This is a genomic window from Hymenobacter ginkgonis, assembly GCF_009755225.1.
Classification (GTDB): domain Bacteria; phylum Bacteroidota; class Bacteroidia; order Cytophagales; family Hymenobacteraceae; genus Hymenobacter; species Hymenobacter ginkgonis.
In genome coordinates this window covers 208,534-227,723 of record NZ_WQKZ01000005.1, presented here as the reverse complement: position 1 = coordinate 227,723, position 19,190 = coordinate 208,534, and the positions used below count along the sequence as shown (strand labels likewise).

18 protein-coding genes are annotated in these 19,190 nt (G+C 57.6%); 11 read left to right on the top strand and 7 right to left on the bottom strand.

Annotated features, from left to right (window positions below):
* Window positions 1-5: 5 nt before the first annotated feature.
* Window positions 6-728, bottom strand: a complete 723-nt coding sequence (locus GO988_RS19660; protein WP_232341605.1) for an adenine nucleotide alpha hydrolase — start codon at window positions 726-728, stop codon at window positions 6-8.
* 181 nt (window positions 729-909) lie between these two features.
* Window positions 910-1,863, bottom strand: a complete 954-nt coding sequence (locus GO988_RS19655; protein WP_157568772.1) for a hypothetical protein — start codon at window positions 1,861-1,863, stop codon at window positions 910-912.
* Between the two features lie 125 nt (window positions 1,864-1,988).
* On the opposite strand from GO988_RS19655, the gene GO988_RS19650 reads away from it, so the two are divergent.
* From GO988_RS19650 to GO988_RS19640, 3 genes are read left to right on the top strand one after another with little or no spacing between them, the layout of a single operon-like run.
* Window positions 1,989-2,600, top strand: coding sequence for a methyltransferase domain-containing protein (locus GO988_RS19650; protein ID WP_157568770.1), 612 nt, complete (start codon window positions 1,989-1,991; stop codon window positions 2,598-2,600).
* Window positions 2,601-2,660: 60 nt separating this feature from the next.
* Window positions 2,661-3,521, top strand: a complete 861-nt coding sequence (gene kdsA, locus GO988_RS19645; protein ID WP_157568768.1) for a 3-deoxy-8-phosphooctulonate synthase — start codon at window positions 2,661-2,663, stop codon at window positions 3,519-3,521.
* Between the two features lie 40 nt (window positions 3,522-3,561).
* Window positions 3,562-4,089 carry an STM3941 family protein gene (locus GO988_RS19640; RefSeq protein ID WP_157568766.1) on the top strand — a complete coding sequence of 176 codons (528 nt, stop codon included), beginning with the start codon at window positions 3,562-3,564 and terminating at the stop codon, window positions 4,087-4,089.
* 16 nt (window positions 4,090-4,105) lie between these two features.
* Here GO988_RS19640 and GO988_RS19635 read toward each other — a convergent pair whose 3' ends face one another.
* Together GO988_RS19635 and apaG are read right to left on the bottom strand one after the other, a co-directional pair.
* Window positions 4,106-4,891, bottom strand: a complete 786-nt coding sequence (locus GO988_RS19635; protein ID WP_317164934.1) for an O-methyltransferase — start codon at window positions 4,889-4,891, stop codon at window positions 4,106-4,108.
* Between the two features lie 110 nt (window positions 4,892-5,001).
* Window positions 5,002-5,388, bottom strand: coding sequence for a Co2+/Mg2+ efflux protein ApaG (gene apaG, locus GO988_RS19630; protein WP_157568764.1), 387 nt, complete (start codon window positions 5,386-5,388; stop codon window positions 5,002-5,004).
* 130 nt (window positions 5,389-5,518) lie between these two features.
* Between apaG and GO988_RS19625 the strand changes: the two genes are divergently transcribed.
* Window positions 5,519-6,184 (top strand): uracil-DNA glycosylase, encoded by a 666-nt coding sequence (locus GO988_RS19625; protein ID WP_317164939.1) that lies wholly within the window; start codon window positions 5,519-5,521, stop codon window positions 6,182-6,184.
* Window positions 6,185-6,314: 130 nt separating this feature from the next.
* Here GO988_RS19625 and GO988_RS19620 read toward each other — a convergent pair whose 3' ends face one another.
* The 3 genes from GO988_RS19620 to tsaD form a co-directional block, all read right to left on the bottom strand.
* Entirely contained in the window at window positions 6,315-7,103 is a 789-nt protein-coding gene (locus GO988_RS19620) for a C40 family peptidase (protein WP_157568760.1), read from the bottom strand.
* Between the two features lie 30 nt (window positions 7,104-7,133).
* The gene (gene smpB, locus GO988_RS19615) at window positions 7,134-7,595 is read right to left on the bottom strand and encodes an SsrA-binding protein SmpB (protein WP_157568758.1); all 462 of its coding nucleotides are present in this window, start codon (window positions 7,593-7,595) and stop codon (window positions 7,134-7,136) included.
* Between the two features lie 102 nt (window positions 7,596-7,697).
* A complete protein-coding gene (gene tsaD / locus GO988_RS19610) occupies window positions 7,698-8,771 on the bottom strand; it encodes a tRNA (adenosine(37)-N6)-threonylcarbamoyltransferase complex transferase subunit TsaD (protein ID WP_157568756.1) in 1,074 nt (357 codons plus the stop codon).
* Between the two features lie 232 nt (window positions 8,772-9,003).
* Here tsaD and GO988_RS24665 point away from each other — a divergent pair, with 232 nt between their 5' ends.
* The 7 genes from GO988_RS24665 (at window position 9,004) to GO988_RS19575 (ending at window position 19,147) form a co-directional block, all read left to right on the top strand.
* Window positions 9,004-13,617, top strand: coding sequence for a translocation/assembly module TamB domain-containing protein (locus tag GO988_RS24665; protein ID WP_157568754.1), 4,614 nt, complete (start codon window positions 9,004-9,006; stop codon window positions 13,615-13,617).
* A gap of 160 nt (window positions 13,618-13,777) precedes the next feature.
* Window positions 13,778-14,662: a cell division protein FtsX gene (locus GO988_RS19600; protein WP_157568752.1), complete on the top strand. Its 885-nt coding sequence runs from the start codon at window positions 13,778-13,780 to the stop codon at window positions 14,660-14,662.
* A 94-nt stretch (window positions 14,663-14,756) separates the two neighbouring features.
* On the top strand, window positions 14,757-15,110 hold the full coding sequence (locus tag GO988_RS23845) for a DUF3098 domain-containing protein (RefSeq protein ID WP_198172917.1): 354 nt from the start codon (window positions 14,757-14,759) through the stop codon (window positions 15,108-15,110).
* Window positions 15,111-15,219: 109 nt separating this feature from the next.
* On the top strand, window positions 15,220-16,050 hold the full coding sequence (locus tag GO988_RS19590) for an undecaprenyl-diphosphate phosphatase (protein ID WP_157568750.1): 831 nt from the start codon (window positions 15,220-15,222) through the stop codon (window positions 16,048-16,050).
* A complete protein-coding gene (truB, locus tag GO988_RS19585; protein WP_157568748.1) occupies window positions 16,047-16,907 on the top strand; it encodes a tRNA pseudouridine(55) synthase TruB in 861 nt (286 codons plus the stop codon). Before GO988_RS19590 ends, truB begins: the two co-directional genes overlap by 4 nt.
* Before the next feature lie 11 nt (window positions 16,908-16,918).
* On the top strand, window positions 16,919-17,866 hold the full coding sequence (locus GO988_RS19580) for a bifunctional riboflavin kinase/FAD synthetase (protein WP_157568746.1): 948 nt from the start codon (window positions 16,919-16,921) through the stop codon (window positions 17,864-17,866).
* Window positions 17,867-17,902: 36 nt separating this feature from the next.
* A complete protein-coding gene (locus GO988_RS19575; protein ID WP_157568744.1) occupies window positions 17,903-19,147 on the top strand; it encodes a carboxypeptidase-like regulatory domain-containing protein in 1,245 nt (414 codons plus the stop codon).
* Window positions 19,148-19,190 lie beyond the last annotated feature (43 nt).

Below are 19,190 nucleotides of genomic sequence, written 5' to 3'. Positions count from 1 at the left end.
GCAGCTTATGCTGGCTGCAAATCGCAGTACCAAAAGCCTGCCGCGAAGGGGTCGCCTACCCCCCTATCGGTAGCGCTGCCTGCGGGCGGCGCGTAGGTGCGGCGCACCAATTCGCCCTTTGTGAAGGCAATGGGCTGGCTGAAATACGGTGCATCAAACACGAAGCTGTGGTACTCGCCATTCTCGCCGCAGGGGTCTACGCCAGGCGGCAAGTCACGCAGGAAATCGCGGTCGAGCAGCCGGCCACAAAAGCTGGCGTCGAGGTAGCGGTCGTTCACGCACACGATTATTGCCTGAAAACCTTCATCCAAAAACTCACGCAAAATAGCACCGCTCGCCATTTGCCACAGCGGAAACACGCCGTGCAGCGGCACCCGCGCCAACTGCTGCTCGCGGTAGGCGCGCAGGTCCTCCAAAAAAATGTCGCCGTAGATGACGTGGGTAGCGCCTTGCTGCCGTAGTTCCGTCAGCGTTGTAAGCAGGGCGTGGTCGTAGTCGGCCATAGAAGGCATTTCGGGCAACAGCAACTGCGTGAGCGGCAACCCAAGGCGCTGGGCTTGCGCTTCGAGCAGCTCTATCCGCACGCCGTGCATCGATACGCGCTGGTAGTGCGCATTCACGCTCGTGAGCAGGTCGCTGACGTGGTAACGCGGGTCGCGCAGGGCATGGTGCAGCGCCAGGGCCGAATCCTTACCCCCACTCCAACTCATAAAGGCTTGCTCAGGCATTGCGCTAGCTAGTTTTTGGGGGGATGGTGAGAACGTTCTATTTATAAAAAAGAACGTCCTGCTGAGCTGGCCGAAGCATCTCGCTCTCGCCGCTGGGTTACTAAACCCAACGAGGCAAACAAGATATTTCGACCAGCTCAGCAGGACGCTCTTTCTGTTTTTTTAGCTCAGCTAAAACCTTCTATTTCAAAGTAAACACCGTCTTGCCCATTAGGGCACCGCCCTCGTAGAGTTCCACCGTGTGCTGGCCAATTTTGTAGTCGCCGCCTTTGGCATACACAAAGTTCAGCGCTTGCTTGGTGTTGTCGTACACCACATCTTGCTTCATGGTATAGAAGGCCTCCTGGCCATCGACGGTGAACGTACCACCGCCGGTGCTCAGGTTATACAGCGCCGCACCGTCGGGCTCCAAAATGCGCAGGTAAATCTGCTTGGTTTCTTTGGGCGACACGTCATTGCGAGCCAAATTGAAGGTCACTTTCACGCGGTCCACTTTCTTGGCCTTAAACTCCTCCTTGTCGTCGTCCTTCTCCTTGTCCTTCTTATTCAGTACACTTACGTGAATATTATCGGCTTGCAGGCGTGAGGCTATCGTTACTTTATCGCTCAGGTCGCGGTTGGTTTTGGCAATGGTGCTGATGGTGTCGGTCAATTTATTCTGCCGTTCCTTCAGGGTCGTAGTTTCGGTATACAAGTTTTCGTTCGACTGCTTCAGCTCCGCAATCTGGTCATCCTTCTTTTTCAGCTGGCTTTCCAGGTTGAGGGCGCGCTGCTTGAAGCGCTGCTGCTCGGCCACCGAAAACGAGCCCGCTTTAAACGAGCGCAGCTTCAGCAAGTCGGCGTTGATGCCGGCAATGCGAGCCTGGAGCGAGTCGTTGCTCAGGCCTAGCTTTTGCAGGTCTTGGCTTTGGCGCTCGTAATTGGCTTTGAGGTCTTCAAATTCTTTAATTTGAGCTTGCAGCTTATTGTCAGTCACTTGCACCTGGGTAGTGAGCTGCTCATTTTCCGTTTTCTTCTGGGTATTCAGGTAAAAAAGCACCCCGTTGATGCCTAGCAGCACGAGGACGAGCGCGACCCAGAGTAGGACGCGGCTGTTGTTCTTGCGGGGTTCGGGATATTCCTGTTGAGGGTCCATGTGGGAGAGAACGAAGGTGAAAGATGCGAAAAATCAGGACCAGCCGAGGCCGGCTCCTACCTTTGTGGCGGGTAAAAATAGCGTTTTTTTCTACCCCGCGCTGGTTTCGTGTATACTTGGCTGCCATGCAAACAGTTTCTTCTGCCTTCGATGCTGCTTATTGGCAAGGCCGTTATGCCACAGCTGGCCGCGATACCTGGAGCGTTGGGCGCATCACGCCGCCGCTGCAAGCCTATCTCGACCAGCTGGGGGTAGGGCCGCAGCCCCGCATCCTGATTCCGGGGGCCGGGCGCGGCTACGAAGCGGAGTATCTGCACCAGCGCGGCTTCCGGCACGTGATGGTGGCCGACTTTGCCCCCGAGCCTTTAGCTGAGCTAGCTGACCGCGTGCCCGGCTTTCCGCCGGAAAATCTGTGGCAGGCCGATTTCTTCCAGCTGGCTCCAACCGAGCCGTTTGATTTACTCATCGAGCAAACCTTCTTTTGCGCCCTACCCCCTGCTTTGCGGCCAGCCTACGCCCAGCAGTGCGCCGCGCTGCTACGGCCCGGCGGCAAGCTGGCCGGCCTGCTTTTCGATACCCCATTTGCGGGCGCTACCGAGCCCCCGTTTGGCGGCAGCCGCGAGGAATACCGCGCTTACTTTGAGCCGTATTTCGCGTTTATTCACTTTGACACTGCGTACAACTCCTTGCCTGCTCGCGCCGGCCGCGAGCTGTTTATTTGCCTACAAAAACTGTAATCCTGCGGCGCAGCTCTTCGCGTCCCTACCCTCTTCTAAATTTTCAGCTCGCTCCCGCTCATGCTCGCCTCCCTCGCCAAAGCCCTACCCCACTTCCGCAACACCAACTCCGGCCAGTTCTTTTTAATGGCGGGGCCGTGCGTCATCGAGGGCGAAGACATGGCGCTGCGCATTGCCGAACGCATCAAGCATATCACCGATAAGTTGCAGATTCCCTACATCTTCAAGGGCTCGTACCGCAAGGCTAACCGCTCGCGGCTCGACTCGTTTACGGGCATTGGCGACGAAACGGCGTTGCGCATTCTGCAAAAAGTAGGGCGTGAAATTGGCGTGCCAACCGTGACCGATATTCACGAATCGGACGAGGCTGCTCGGGCCGCCGAGTACGTCGATGTACTGCAAATTCCGGCCTTTCTCTGCCGCCAAACCGACTTGCTGGTGGCCGCTGCTAAAACCGGCAAAGTGGTGAATATCAAGAAAGGCCAGTTTTTGAACGGCGAGGCCATGCGCTGGGCCATGGATAAAGTAAATGGCGCCGGCAATCCTAACGTTATCCTTACCGACCGCGGCAACTCGTTCGGCTACAGCGACTTGGTAGTAGATTTTCGTAATCTGCCCACCATGCGCCAATTTGGAGTGCCCGTGGTGATGGACGTGACGCATTCGCTGCAACAGCCCAACCAGGCTAGCGGCGTCACGGGTGGCCAGCCCGCACTCATCGAAACCATTGCCAAAGCGGCCATTGCCGTGGGCGCCGATGGCTTATTCATCGAAACGCACCCTACCCCCGCTACCGCCCTCTCCGACGGTGCCAACATGCTGCCCCTCGACCAGCTCGAAGCGCTACTCCAGCGCCTTACTCGCGTGCGCGAAGCCGTGCGCCCCGCCGGCGACATCGACCCGCACGGCCTGAATGCTTAGAAATTTATATTCTCTTTGCTAAACGTCTTACAGTTAAGCAATGCCGGAAATTAAATTTTATAAGTCACGCTGGAAGGGTATTAGGTTAATGTTTCTCTGCTCGCTATTCGTAGCAGCCGGAATCCTCATGCTGAATCAGGCAGATAGCCCAAAACTGATAGCTTGGCTTGCTATTTTATTTTTCGGCTTAGGGTATCCTGCTGGTTTATACCAGCTATTCGACAGGCGACCACAAATTATCATTAATGAGCTCGGCATCTTTGACCGCACAACCCATCATGATTTTATCAACTGGGAAATCATCCAAGATGCTTATATATCCGAAGTGCATAAGCAAACTTTCATTTGCTTGGTAGTTAATGAGGAGTTTGAACCGTCGAGAAAAAAGGGCAAGTTTCGACAAACTGTAGCCGAGCTTAATAAGGAGCTTGGTTTTCAAGAACTCAATCTATCGCTCTCTTACGTAGGCATTGATGCAACACGCCTACTCCACTTTATCCTCGTCGCCCGAACGGCAGAACGACCTCAGCGAGAAACGCTGTTGCAGCAGTTAGCGGCTTCGGTCTAGCTACTGCAATCTGGCTTCAAATACGCAAGCTAAAATCCTGACGCGGCTGCTTTTTGCGGAAAAACACCAGTCCCACGTAGAATAAATCGACCGTAATCGTCACGGCAGGATTGGCTTTAATTGCTTCCCAGGCCCGCTCCATTTCGGCCGACCAGTGGATGTCATCTAGCACGAACACACTGTCTTCATGGGCTTTAGCTAAGCACTGCTCGAAATAGCGCAGCGTAGGCTCGTAGCGGTGGTTGCCGTCGAAGAACACAAAATCGAGGGGGGTAGGCAGGCTAGCCAGCGTGGTAGGTAGCGTGGCGTCGAGGTTGCCTTCTACTAGCTGCACATTTTTCAGCGCCAGCTTAGCAAATGTGTCGCGGGCCACGGATGCGGTATTCGGGCAGCCCTCAAACGTGATAATGTGGCTGCGCGAGTCGGCCGCCGCCAAGTAGGCCGTGGTTAGGCCCAGCGACGTGCCCAGTTCCAGGATAGTAGCGGGCCGAAAGTGATTGACGAGCCGAAACAATAGTTGCGCCAGGCGCGGCGGCTTGGCGGCGTGGCGGGCAATGTCGCGCAGGCGGCGCTGCTGCCCACCCGCGCCTGCTACCTGCGAGCCAGCCCCAAAATCTGCTACGGCAATGCTGTCAGCACTGGCCAACAGCTCTTTGCGCCGAGCCTCAATACGCTCAAATGCCGCGAATTGGCCATCGTGGCGAATAACTGTGGTGTACAGCCCGAACACGAAAGGCGAATGCAGGCCGTGCGCATTGCCCGAGCGCATCCAATAGCGGAAGTAAGAAAAAAGTTGGTACAAGCGTCTTTATAGAACGTCATGCTACATCCAGGGCTGCCACTTTTCGGACTTGCGAGGGTGCGAATCTGCGCGGAGCAGCCGCTCTAGGGGTAACACGACTTGCGAAACTGCTAATTCAAGCGGAACGGCACCACGAGCGTAAACTCCGGAATATTAACCCGAAACTGCTCGCCGTTGGCGAGGCGCTCCATAAGGTAGGTACCGCGCATCTTCCCTACCCCCGACTTTAGGTTGCAGCCACTCACGTATTGGTGGATTTCGCCGGTTTCGAGCACGGGCTGGCGGCCCACCACTCCTTCGCCTTCTACCTCACGGGTAGCCGTGCTGGCATCGGATATGTACCAATGACGCCGCAATAGCTTGACTGTAAAGGCACTGTCATTGCGGATTTCAATGCGGTAGGCAAAAACAAAATGCTCCTGCGCAGGGCTGGAGTAATCTGGCAAGTAATTGGTCGTAACCGTAACGGTTACGCCCTGCGTAGTGGTAGTAGGCATAGCGGCGGCCGGCGAAATTACGCTACGGGGCTAACAGTGGTCTCGAAACTTTGGTTTTATTTAGCAGCTTAGCCTCTAACAACTCGCTAGCGCCATTATTTTTTTTTATCCTGAATCCCTTTCTTCTCCCATCATGGTTAAAATTGCCGAAAGCTGGCAGCCGGTATTAGCGGCCGAGTTCGAAAAGCCTTATTTTCAGAAGCTCACGGCCTGGGTGCGGGGCGAGTACGCTACCACCACTGTGTACCCGCTCGGCTCGCAGATTTTTCACGCCTTCGACGCCTGCCCGTTTGATGAGGTGAAAGTCGTTATCCTGGGCCAAGACCCTTACCACGGCAAAAACCAGGCGCATGGCTTGGCCTTTTCGGTAAATGAAGGGGTACGCACGCCACCATCGCTACAAAATATTTTCAAAGAACTGCAAGACGACATTCCTGGCACCCCTCCCCCCCCCAATGGCAACCTCGACCGCTGGGCCCAGCAAGGCGTGCTGCTGCTCAATGCTACGCTCACTGTACGGGCTGCTACCCCCGGCTCACACCAAAAGAAAGGCTGGGAAGAATTTACCGACGAAGTTATTCGCAAGGTGTCGGCGGGCCGGCCGCACGTCGTGTTCATCCTCTGGGGAGCCTATGCGCAAAAAAAGGCAGAGCTAATTGATGAGCGCAAACACCTGATTTTAAAGGCTGCGCACCCTTCGCCCTACTCAGCCGACCGTGGCTTCTTCGGCTCGAAGCCCTTTAGCCAAACCAATGCGTGGCTCGAAAAGAACGGCGAACAACCGATACAGTGGTAAGCTGCATAAGACCGTCTTGCTGAACGAAAGGAAGCAGCTTTACCGCGCTGTTAGGACGACTAATCCAACGGCGCGGTGAAGCTGCTTCCTTTCGTTCAGCAAGACGGTTTTCCTGCCCTCGTCCCTTACCCTACAATACCCGCTTGATTAAGCGCAGCTTATGGCTATATTTCTGCCGGTCGCGGTTGAAAATGCCGTGGTGGTCGAGCGGGTCGAGGCGCACTTCGCCGTGGGCGTGCAAGATGAGGCTATCGTCGAGCACGAGCCCTACGTGCACGATGGCACCGTCGGCATTGTCGAAGAATGCCAAATCGCCGGGGCGAGCCTGCGTCACAAAATCAACGGTTTCGCCGCGTTCAATCTGCTGGCGGGCATCGCGGGGTAGCTGCACACCGACCAAGCCAAATAGCTGCTGGGTGAGGCCCGAGCAGTCGAGCCCAAAAATGCTTTTGCCGCCCCACACGTAGGGCGCCCGCAGGTAGTGCTGCCCCATTTTGCGCAGCAGTGCTAGCTGGCGCTCGGGCTGGCAGGGCTGCCCCGTATTGGTGGCTTGGCCGTTATAGAATAGCGGGCGGTCGTCGCCCAGCCTCAGGGTCATGCCGTCGAAGAAGGGTAGGCGGCAGCCAAGCGTGATGGGCTGGCGCGTAGCCGCATCCGATACCACCTGCACCACGTCGAGCGCCCGTGGGTGGTCTTGCGCGCACCAGGCTTGGAAGTAAACCGGGCTTACCGGGCAATGCTGCTTAAAATCTATCCAGCCCAAGTAGTTATCGGCGGCAATTTCGATGCGCAGCCAGTTGCCCTGCGTGAGTAGCACGGTGTAACAGTCACCAAAAAGCAGTTCGGTTACCAGCTCGGCCTTATCACTGGCCTCGGCGCGGACGGGAACGGCGCTGAGCGCGCAAATACCGTAGTTCAATGCGTGAATAAGTAAATGAGTAATTGCCAGTTAGCGAACGAAGCGCTCCATTTCACGCCTTTCATCCTTGGCCTTGAGGTCTTGGCGCTTGTCGAAGAGCTTTTTGCCCTGGCCCAGCGCAATTTCGAGCTTGGCAAAGCCACGGTCGGTCACGAACAAGCGCAGCGGAATGATGGTTAGGCCCGCGTCTTGGCTTTTGCTGGCGAGCTGCCGCAGTTCGCGCTTGTTCAGCAGCAGCTTGCGGGCCCGCATGGCGTCGTGGTTGTTGTAAGTCCCTAAGGTATAAGGCGCAATACGCACGCTGTGCACCCACAGGTCGCCCTTGTGGTCGAAGGTGCAGTAGCCATCCTGCAGGTTGACTTCGCCAGCGCGGATGCTTTTTATTTCGGTGCCTTGCAGCATCATACCCGCGTCGTACTTGGCCAGAATCGTGTATTCGTGGGTGGCGCGGCGATTCTTGATGTTAATGTTGGCGGGCGTCTTGTCTTTCATAATAAGCGCTGATTTTGCAGATTGGGCAGATTCCGCAGAGGCAATCGGCGTGGGCGTAAAGGTATTGGCGGAGCTTTACGAATAAGTGGGGGGTAGGGCTGGCTACGTCAGCTTCAGGCGCGGGTCGGGGCTGGTGAGCTGGCTAGCGAAATCGCCGGCTTCGTACTGAAATAGGGCGGCTTGGCCTACCATCGCTGCATTATCAGTGCAAAACTCAAAATCGGGGATAAACACCTCCCAACCTTCAGCCTCGGCCAGCGCCTGCAAGCCTTGGCGCAGGCCCGAATTAGCTGCTACCCCCCCAGCCAGCGCTACCTGCCGCAAACCAGTAGCGTAGGCCGCACGCTTGAGCTGGCGCAGAAGCGTTTGCACAATCGTGTGCTGAATACTGGCGCAGAGGTCGGCCAGGTTTTCCTGCACGAAGGCGGGGTTGGCGGCGGTTTGCTTCTTGAGAAAATACAGCACCGACGTTTTCAACCCGCTGAAGGAAAAATTGTAGCCTTCGAGCGCGCCTTCGGGAAATGGAAAGCGGAGCGGGTTGCCGGTTTGGGCCAGCTTGTCTAGCCGCGGGCCGCCGGGGTAGGGCAAGCCGAGCAGCTTGGCGGTTTTGTCGAAGGCCTCGCCAGCTGCATCGTCGATGGTTTGGCCCAGTATTTCCATATCGGCCGGGCTGCGCACTACCACTAGCTGCGTGTGGCCGCCGCTCACGGTGAGGCACAGAAAGGGAAAAGCCGGCCGCGGCGCCCGAATAAAATGCGCTAAAATGTGCGCCCGCATGTGGTTGACGGCCAGCAGGGGCTTGCCCAAAGCCAGGGCCAGGGTTTTGGCAAACAGATTCCCTACTAATAAGGAGCCCAGCAGCCCTGGCCCCTGGGTAACGGCCACCGCATCGAGCTCGTTTTTGCTGATGCCAGCTTGGCGCAGCGCCGCCGTCACCACGGGCAGCAAGTGCTGCTGGTGCGCCCGCGAGGCCAGTTCGGGCACTACCCCTCCGTATTGCTCGTGCACGGCTTGGCCAGCTACTACATTGCTGAGCAGCTGGCCATTGCGGAACACGGCCGCGCCAGTGTCGTCGCAGCTAGATTCGATAGCAAGAAGCGTAAGAGTTGAAAAGGTATCCACCGTATTTTCTACTTCTGAATAAATAATAGCTGTTCTGCTGAGTTGGCGAAGCATCACTACCGCACTAACGGATTCTCCCGCTGATGCAATAGCGGTGCTTCGCCAGCTCAGCAGAACGTTCTTTTAGGGTGAGGGCTAGCTATTCCTACCCTCCCCACGCAAGCAAAGGTCGGGCTGAACCCGCGAACCGCCCCACACGTTTGCGCCCTCACTGTGCGCTAAAAGCCGCACCTTTGCGTTTTAAGCGTCAGCCCTCCTGTTTGATAACCTGCCTTCGCTGTATTTCGTGCGTCGTTTTTTCTCCCTTCTGCTAAGAATTGTGCTAGGCCTGGTGGTGCTGGTGCTGCTGCTAGTGGGCGGAATATTGGTGGCCTTACGGGTGCCGAGCGTGCAAACGCGGGTGGCCCACGAAGCCGCCAGCGTGCTGACGAAAAAGCTGGGCCAAGTAGTAGAAATCGGCAGCGTCGATGTGCGGCCCTTTAGCCACGTATTGCTCGAAGGCGTGCGAGTGCTGGACCGGCGCGGCGGCGATTTATTCGGGGTAGGGCAAGTGGATGCCGATATCCAGCTGTTTTCGGTGTTCAATCCGCGGCACTTGCACGTGGGCACGCTCACGCTCACCGAGCCGCAGTTTGCGCTCCGCGACGTGGCTGGGCAACCCGATTCGACCACGCTCGACCAGTTTTTGCGGGCGGTGAAGCGCTTGACGGGGCCGCCCGACACGACGAAGACCGACGCCCCGCCGTTTGATTTCCAGGTGCACGATATTGCGTTGCGCAATGGCCATTTTACCCTCGACCGGCCCGACCGGGCCCGCGACCCCGCCTATGGCCGTAGCATCGACTACGCCCACATGCAGGTCGATAGCATCTACGCCGATGTGTCGGCCCTCGACTGGCATACCGATACGCTGCGCGTGCGCGTGGCGGGGCTGCGGGCCGTAGAAACGCCCTCGCAAACCCACCTGCGCGAGCTCACGGCCGATATGCAGTACAACGCCCATTTCTGGGATTTCGCGGGCCTGACGTTGCGCGTGGGCCGCAGCGAGCTGCGCAAGTACGTGCGCTTTGAGTACCACCGCTTTGGCAATTTTTCTGATTTCAACGATTCGATGCGGGTGGTGACGCAGCTACGAGGCGCCAAAATCTACTCGGATGATATCGCCAAGTTTGCGCCGCAGCTGGCAAGCCTGAAAGATTCGGTGCAGATTTCGGGCGATGCCAAGGGCTACGTGCGTGATTTTCAGATAAAAAATCTCGATGTGCGCTACGGCCGTCGCACCCACGTGGTGGCTACCCGTGCCCACGCCGACAACCTACCCCGCTGGCGCGAGAGCTTGATTGACCTGCGTTTACAGCCTTCCCAAGTCGATGCGGCCGACCTGCGCCGCTTCCTACCCCCCGCCGCCAACCGGCTGGTGCAGCGCCTGGGCCTTATCAAGCTGAACGGGCAGTTTGTGGGCTTTTACAATGACTTTGTGGGCAAGGCCTCGTTCAACACGGCCCTGGGCCAGGTTTCGACTGACCTTAACCTGAAGACCAAGAGCGATTTCGACCACGCCGTGTACGAAGGCACGGTGCAGAGCACGGCCTTTAACCTAGGCAAGTTTTTGGGCGACGAGTCGATGATTCGCGACATTACGTTGAGCGGCCGGGTGCGCGGTACGGGCTTCGTGCCGCCCATTGCCAAAGGCCACGCAGTCGTGACGGTGCCCGCTATTTGGCTGAATGGCTATCGCTACCACAACCTGAGCCTTGATGGCGATTTTGCAGGCCAAGGCTTCAAAGGGAAGGTAACGGCCAATGACCCAGCCGTGCAGTTCACCGCCACTGGCGACTTCAACCTCGACCCGCGCCACCAGCACATCAACGTGAGCGCCAACGTGAACCGGGCCAACCTGGGTACGCTGGGCCTGCTGCCTACCCCCCTCATTGTGAGCACCACGGCCCGCGTGAACCTGCGCGGCACCCAGCTCGACTCGCTGCTGGGTACGGCCACGCTGCGCAACTCTACCTTCCGGCTCCGCGACCAGCGACTGGACCTCGATACGCTCGATGTCAGCAGTACCCGCAGCCGCCAGGGCCAGCGCCGCGTGTCATTGCGCTCGGAACTAGTGGACCTGACGGCCAACGGCAGGTTTGAAACCGCCGCCGTGACGCGCGACATGGAAGTGCTGTGGCACGAATACCGCCTCAATTTTGAGAGCAATGCCGCCGCCACGGCGGCCTACTACCGGCGCAAGCAGCAGCGCCGCCTGCCCAACTACGAGGTTGACCTAGAACTGAACCTCAAGCACTTAAACCCAGTGCTAAACCTGTTTATGCCCGACTTGCAGGTGGCCGACCACAGCCGGCTCGATGGCTCGTTTCGGCAGGGAGAAACCTCGATTTTGCAGCTTGGCGGCAAGTTCGACAGCATCTGGTACGGGCCAGTGCATACCGTAGCCACGGAGTTTGACTTCACCACTTCCAAACCACCTTACCAGCCCGAGGTATTGGCCCAGGCCAGTGTCACGTCTGACAGGCAAATACTGCCCGGCCTTGGCCGCACCGAAAAATTTGTGGTGGAGGGAGTGTGGGACCAGCAAAAAATCAATTTCTCGACCTCTTTGGCGCAATCTGGCACTACTAACCGCGCCAATATCAACGGCTCGCTGGAGTTTTTGCCGCGCACCGTGCAGGTGGTTTTTCGCCAAAGCGGCCTGCACCTACTGGACAAGGAATACACGATTGCGGCCGATAACGTGGTGCGCATCAGCGACTACGGCCGGCAAATTGATATTCAAAACTTCGTACTCAGCAATGGCAACCAGCGGCTGAGTGCGCAGGGCGTCATCTCGCCCGACGCGCACCAGCCGCCACTCAAGCTCGACATTGCCAACTTCGAGTTAGGCACGCTCAACTCGGTCATCAACCAGCGGCTGGGGGGTAGGGTGAATATGCAGGCTACGGTAAGTGGCATTTATAACCAACTGGCTATCAGTGGCACGCTGGCCGTTGACTCGCTAGTGTACGAAGGTACCCCCATAGGCTCGGTGGCGGGGCGAGGCGACTGGGACAACCCCAGCGGCCAACTACGCGTGAACCTAGATGTGGCGCGCCAACAACAGCGCGTGCTCACGGTAACGGGCTACCTGGCGCCCAAATCTGAAACCCAACAGTTTAACCTCACCGGCGAGCTGGCTGATGCGCCAGTTGTGTTGGCGCAGCCTTTTCTAGCTGGTATTCTGAATAACCTGGGCGGCACGGGTGAGGGTTCGCTGCACCTCGGCGGCATGTTTAGTGCGCCTACCCTAGCGGGGGCGGTTGATGTGAAGGATGGCCGCTTTACCTTCGGCTACCTGGGCACTACCTACACCTTTGCCGACCGCATTACGTTCACTACCAGCACTATCCAGCTCCAAAACATCCGGCTGCGCGACGTACAGGGCAACCAGGGCACCGTGGACGGCGTCATCACGCACCAGGGTTTTCAAAATATGCGGCTGAGTTTGAACGCAAGCTTTCGGAAGTTTCAGGTGCTAAGCACCACGCGGCGCGACAACGACCTGTATTTTGGCACCGCCTACGCTACGGGTACCGCTACCGTGCGCGGCCCCACCGACGACCTGGTGGTAGAGGTACGCGCCACCTCGGAGGCCGGTACACGCCTGGCCCTACCCCTCGACAATGCGGCCAAGGCCCAGCAGGCCAGCTACATCAAGTTTGTGAACCGCAACCTGCCCGACTCGGTGCTGCGCCGCCAAGCCATCACGGCGGCCACGGTTGCCGCCCAGAACAAGGTGGATTTGTCGGGCATTCAGCTGAATATGAATTTGACGGTGACGCCCGATGCCTACCTCGAGATTTTGCTTGATGAGGCTACCGGCGACGTCATCCGGGGTGCGGCGACTGGGCAGCTGCGCCTAAACATCGATACGCGCGGCGACTTCAACATGTATGGGCAGGTAGAGATTGTACGCGGCGCCTACAATTTTACTCTGCAAGGCCTTGTTAATAAAGAATTTGTAGTGCGGCCCGGCGGAGTTATTACCTGGAACGGCGACCCGCTCGACGGCCAAATGAACGTAACGGCCACCTACACGCAGCGCACCTCGCTAGCACCAATTCTGCAAACAGCGGGCTCGGGGGCGGGAGCGGCGGTAGTGCCCGTCACGGCCGTTATGAACCTTACTGGGCCACTGCTGCTGCCGACAATCAAGCTAGCGCTGGAGTTTGATGATGCGCCAAGCTCATTGCAAAACGACCTGGCAGCCTTTATTGCATTGCTGCGCAACGACGAGCAGGAGTTAAATCGACAGGTATTCAGCTTATTGGTTTTCAGAACCTTATCGCCCCAGAATGCGAATGGGTTCAGCAGTATTTCGCTCACGGGGCAAGGCAATGCCGTGCAAAACAGTCTGGGTCAGATTATTTCGTCGCAGCTTGGGCTGCTGACTTCGCAGATTGACCCCAACCTGGAAATCGATTTCAATATCAACGGCCTCACCGCCGAGCAGCTGCAAGCGCTGCAAGTGCGCCTGAGCTATTCGTTTCTCAATGGCCGCCTGCGCCTCACCCGCGAGGGCGGCATCAGCAACTCGAGCGGCAACACAATCAACCCCACCACTGGCCTACCCTATACCACCGGCCAGTCGTCGCTGCTCGGCGATTTTAGCCTTGAATATTTCCTGCGGCCCGACGGTAAGTTCCGCGCTAAACTGCGCTACGAAACCACCCCGCGCGACAACATCGTAACCACCGTGAACCAACCGCGGGCAGGGATTTCGCTGCTCCAAACCAAAGAATTTAACAACCTTGGCGAGCTGTTTGGCCGTCAAAACCCGAGCCGCCGCGAGCGCGACACCCGCCGCGCCCGCCAAGTACTGACGGTGGAAGAGGACAAGCGCACCAGTCTATAGCCTGTCTGCATAAGCCTAAGCTTAGAACCTCATGCTGAACGCAGGGGAGTATCTCGCTCACGTTGTTCACGTCAGGCAAGATGCTTCTCTGCGTTCAGCATGACGTTCTTTCTATCATTGAAAGAAACTCTTAAGTGATGCAGCCTACCTTTGCGCTTCTATGGCCGCGCACCGCAAAAAGAAACTTGGCTCCTACCCCACCTTCCTGGTTGTATTCAGCATTACACTGGCGCTGATGGTCATTGGGCTGTTTGGCCTGCTGCTGCTACACGCGCACAAGCTGAGCGAAAAGGTGCGCGAAAACCTGGAAGTGCAAGTGTACCTAGAGCGCAACCTGCCCGAAACCGAGCTGCTGCGCCTGCGCCAAGACTTGGAGCACCAGCCCTACGTGGCCGAGCGCGGGGGCCAGCCGCAGCTCCGCTTCGTGAGCAAAGAGGATGGCGCCCGCGAACTGCTAGCGACTACGGGCGAAGACTTCCGCTCCTTTCTGGATGATAACCCGTTGCGCGACGCTTTTGCCCTCAAAATCAAGCCGGAGTACACCGACACTACCCACCTGCGGCTGCTGAGCCGCAGCTTGAGCAGCCAGCGCGGCGTATTTGAAGTGCAATACCCGAAGGACTTGTTTGTTAGCATCAACCAAAACCTGACGCGCGTGAGCCTCGTGCTGCTAGGCTTTGCGGCAGTGCTGGTGGTAGTGGTGGTCGTGCTGATAAACAATACCATCAAGCTGGCTATGTTTTCGCAGCGCCTGCTCATTCGCTCGATGCAACTGGTGGGCGCTACCCGGTTCTTTATCCAACAGCCGTTTTTGCGGCGCGCTACCTGGCAGGGCCTGGGCAGTGGCATTCTGGCGGCGTTGCTGCTAGTGGCCGCGCTGCAATATGCCTACCTCGAAGTAACGCAGTTGCGCCTGCTGCGCGATGATTACCTCACTGGCTTACTGCTGCTGGGAGTGGTCGGGCTGGGCACGGTCATCGGCTTTTTTAGCTCGTATTGGGCTGTCAATAAATACTTAAACGTGTCGCTCGACGAGCTATACTAACTACTTGCCAAAGAATAACCACCAATTGCTTAGTTCATAACAAAGCTGATACGGCCATTGATACTTGTTCTTTGACAACTGCTCATTAACGCTTATGCAACCTACCTCCCCGGCCCCGCGCTTCGCCTTTGGCCCCCGCAACTACCGCCTTATGTGGACTGGCCTAGCCGTGCTGGCTGCTGGTTTCATCGCCATGATGCTGGATACCGCCGACTACGGCGAAGGCTTTTTGGGCCTTACCGTAGGGCCAATTTTGCTGGTTGTCGGCTTCATCATCGAGTTTGCAGCCATCTTGGTACGCAGCAACCCTGGCGAGCTGCTGCCAGCAGCGCCCATAGCACCAGTTGAGGCCGCTACGGTAGCCACCCCTAAGCCAGTAGCCACGGCTGCACCTGCCACAGCCCCTACCCCCCCTGCGGCCAGCAAGCCTGCTTACAAGCGCCCCTAATTAATGATTAAATGGTGAGTGATGAAGGGTTGACAGGCAGAGACGAAAGCTTGTTTCTGCCTTTTAATCACATATTTGCTATTTATCATTCATCACTAACGACTGCATAATGACTTACTGGCAAGCGCTGCTGCTAGCAATAGTGGAAGGAATCACCGAATTCCTGCCCGTTTCAAGTACCGGCCACATGATTATCGCTTCCCAGTTGCTGGGCATTGTGGCCACCCCCTTTGTAAAGCTGTTCTTGGTAGTTATTCAACTCGGCGCCATCCTGTCGGTGCTGGTGGTGTATTGGAAGCGCTTTTTTCAAAATATCGACTTTTACCTCAAGCTTTTAGTAGCGTTTCTGCCGATTGTGGTAGTGGGGTTGCTGCTAAAAAAACACATTGATGCGCTCCTCGAATCGGTTACTACGGTAGCCATTATGCTGTTGCTAGGGGGCATAGTGCTGCTATTCATTGACAAGTGGTTTCCGCAGGAAGACCCGCAGGGAGGCGGCCACCCTGTCACGACGCCCAGCTTCAAGGAGGCGTTTATTATTGGCTTATTTCAGTGCTTGGCCGTGGTGCCGGGGGTAAGCCGCTCGGCCGCCACCATTATCGGGGGCCTCTCGCAGAAGCTAACCCGCAAGGCCGCCGCCGAATTTGCGTTTTTCCTGGCGATGCCAACGATGGCCGCCGCCGCGGCCAAAGACATTTACGATTATTACAAAGAAGCTCACAGCCAGGGCGTTGAATTAAGCCAGCTGTTCTCGGGCCAAGAAATAAAACTGCTAGTGCTCGGCAACGTAGTGGCCTTTGTGGTAGCGCTGCTGGCCATTCGGCTATTTGTAGGCTTCGTAGCCAAATATGGCTTCCGAGCTTTCGGCATCTACCGCATTTTGGTGGGCGGTATACTCTTGCTGCTCATTGGGTTGGGAGTTAATTTACAGTTGGTATGAGGGAAAAACAACTAGCCGATTTTGATTTTGAAACGGGCGAGGTGCTGCTGCTCGATAAGCCGCTCACCTGGACGTCGTTCGACGTGGTGCGCAAAGTAAAAAACACGTTGCGCCCGCGCAAAATCGGCCACGCTGGCACGCTCGACCCGCTAGCCACCGGCTTGCTTATTCTCTGCACGGGTAAGAAAACCAAGGAGATAGACCAGATTCAGGCGCAGGAAAAGGAGTACGAGGGCACCTTCCGGTTGGGCCAAACTACTCCTAGCTTTGACCTCGAAACTGCCGTGGACGCCGAAGCGCCCTACGAGCACTTAACAGAGGCTGAAATTCGGACAGCCGTGGCTACGTTTTTGGGCAAAATTGAGCAGATACCACCAGTTTTTTCGGCGGTTAAAGTAGATGGCAAGCGCGCTTACGAGCTGGCTCGCAAAGGCCAGGAGGCGGAAATCAAGCCGAAGACCGTAGAGATTAAAGCCTTCGAACTGACGCGCATCGCGCTGCCAGAGCTTGATTTCCGGGTGGTGTGCTCGAAGGGCACTTACATCCGCAGCTTGGCCCGCGACTTGGGGGTAGCACTGGGTAGTGGCGCCCACCTTACGCGCCTGGTACGCACCCGCATTGGCGAGTACCGCCTGGCTGATGCTTGGACGGTAGCCGATGTGCAGGCCCTGCGCCCGCCTCGCCCCGAAGTCGCCGATGGCCCTACCCACCTACCGCAGCGCGAACGGCGCGAACGCACCCGCCCGGCCCGCGCCGGCCTGGAGTATTACGCGGCACAGCAGGCGGCCGAACCCGCAAATGCATCTGCCGCAGCTTTGCCCGCGCCCGAAGCTGTGGCAGCCGCCAAATCAGCGTAAATCTGCGATTCATGCAAGTTATCCGCGACCCCGCTGACTTCCCGCCCCTCTCCAACGCCGTCGTGACGAGCGGCACGTTTGATGGCGTGCACCTGGGGCACCAGCGCATTTTGGGGCGGCTGCGGCAAGTGGCCGACACTGTGGGTGGCCAAGCAGTGGTTATTACTTACTGGCCGCATCCGCGCTTGGTGCTGGGCCCGCCGCCTACCCACCCCGAAATGCTAGAGCTCCAGCTGCTCAATACGTTGGAGGAGCGCATTAATCGGCTGGCCGAGTTTGGCGTCGATTACTTGCTGGTGATGCCTTTCACCCGCGAGTTTGCGCAGTGGACTTCCGAGCAATACATCCAGGAGCTGTTATTGAAAACGGTGCAGGCCAAGCACTTGGTGATTGGCTACGACCACCGGTTTGGGAAGAACCGCGAGGGTGGTTTTGAATATTTAAGTCAAAATGCCGCACGCTACGGCTTTACCGTTGAGGAGATTCCGCGCCAGGATGTAGACGCCATTGGGGTAAGCAGTACGCGCATCCGGCAGGCGCTGCGGGGCGGCGACGCGGGCACCGCTACCCGCTACTTAGGCTATCCCTACCCCCTCACGGGCGTGGTAGTGCACGGCCAAAAGCTCGGCCGCACCATTGGCTATCCTACTGCTAATTTGCAAGTTGTAGAGCCTTTGAAGCTTGTGCCGGCGCAGGGTATCTACGCCGTGTGGGCAACTACGGCCGCCGGCATGCGGCACCAGGCTATGCTCAGCATTGGCGTGCGGCCCACCATTGGAGCTGGCTTGGCGCAGACGATTGAAGTCAATTTGCTGGATTTTAGGGGTGACTTATACGACCAGCTGCTGACCCTGGAATTTGTGGCTTGGCTGCGCGGCGAAGAAAAGTATGACGGGTTGGACGCGCTAACGGCACAATTATCGTTAGATGCCCAGAACACGCGGGCGGCGCTGGCTTAGCCAGCCGCTACGCTCATTTTTTTCTGCTTCCTACTTATGGGTTTTTCGCGCATATATTTTTTGGTTGTTTGCCTGGTGAGTTTGGCTGGCTCGGCGCTGGCCCAAGGCCGCCTCAATGGCGTGGTGCAAGATTCCGTCACGCACGAGCCGCTGGCGTTTGCCAGCGTATTCCTGGCCAATACCACGCTGGGTGCCACTACCACTGAAGACGGCAAGTTCGATTTTCCGCGCGTGCCGAAGGGTAATTACGACGTAGTAGCCTCGTACGTGGGCTATCGCTTGGCCAAACAGAATATTACTGTAGGCACGGCGGCGCAGTCGGTTACGCTGCGGCCGGCTTCGTCGGGGCCGCAGTTGGGCGAGGTAGTTATCCATGCCAACCCCCACCAAGAAGACGACTACCGGAAGTTTACGGGGCTGTTTTTGGGCACCACTACGTTTGCTAAGCAGTGCCGCATCAGCAACCCCGACGCCGTGTTGGTGGCCTATAACGACACCACGAAAGAACTCACGGCCTCGGCTGAAAACTTTGTGCAGGTCGAAAACGAGGCGCTCGGTTACCGCCTAAAATACTTTGGCCTGCGCTTTAATTACAATACCGAAAGTGAATCGGTTAGCTACGACGGCCAGCCGGTATTCGAAGCCATGACGCCGCGCGACGACCGCCAGCAGCAGCAATGGGAAGCCAACCGCGCCGCCGCCTACCACGGCTCGCAAACCCACTTTTTGAAGAGCGTGTACGACAACCGGGTGGCCGAAGAAGGCTTTTTGGCCCAGCAAGTGCGCCTGGTGCCCGTGCCCCGCGCCGCGCGCGGTATGAGCTTGCTAAGCAAGAAAAAAACCCGCCTCACGGCGGCCGAGCAAGATTCGCTGCGCAAGTGGCAAGACCTGCCACTCATTGCGCGCCTCTACCCCGCCGCTCGCCCCATAGACAGCCTGCGCCGGATATCGCCCGACAAAGACCAGGTGTTTTTGCGCTTTACGCACGAGCTGCAAGTGTGCTATTTCGGCGAAGCCCCCGACCCTAACTACGATGCGCCTATGTCGGCCATCGGGCCGGTGGGAGCTACCATGCCCGCCAAGCGGCAGGTATCGCGGCTATTGCTGCTAGCGCCTGAAACCCGGATTCGCCCCAACGGCTCGCTGGCCAACCCGCTCGATGTGGTAACCGGCGAGTACTGGGGCTTCCAAAAAATCGGCGATTTGCTACCCCTCGATTATGAGCCGCCGGTAGCCACGGCCCGCACGCCCCTGCCTACCCCCCCTGCTAAAGCCAACTAACGCCCCGGGCCCATGCCGGGTGCCAATACGAGGCGGCAGGCCT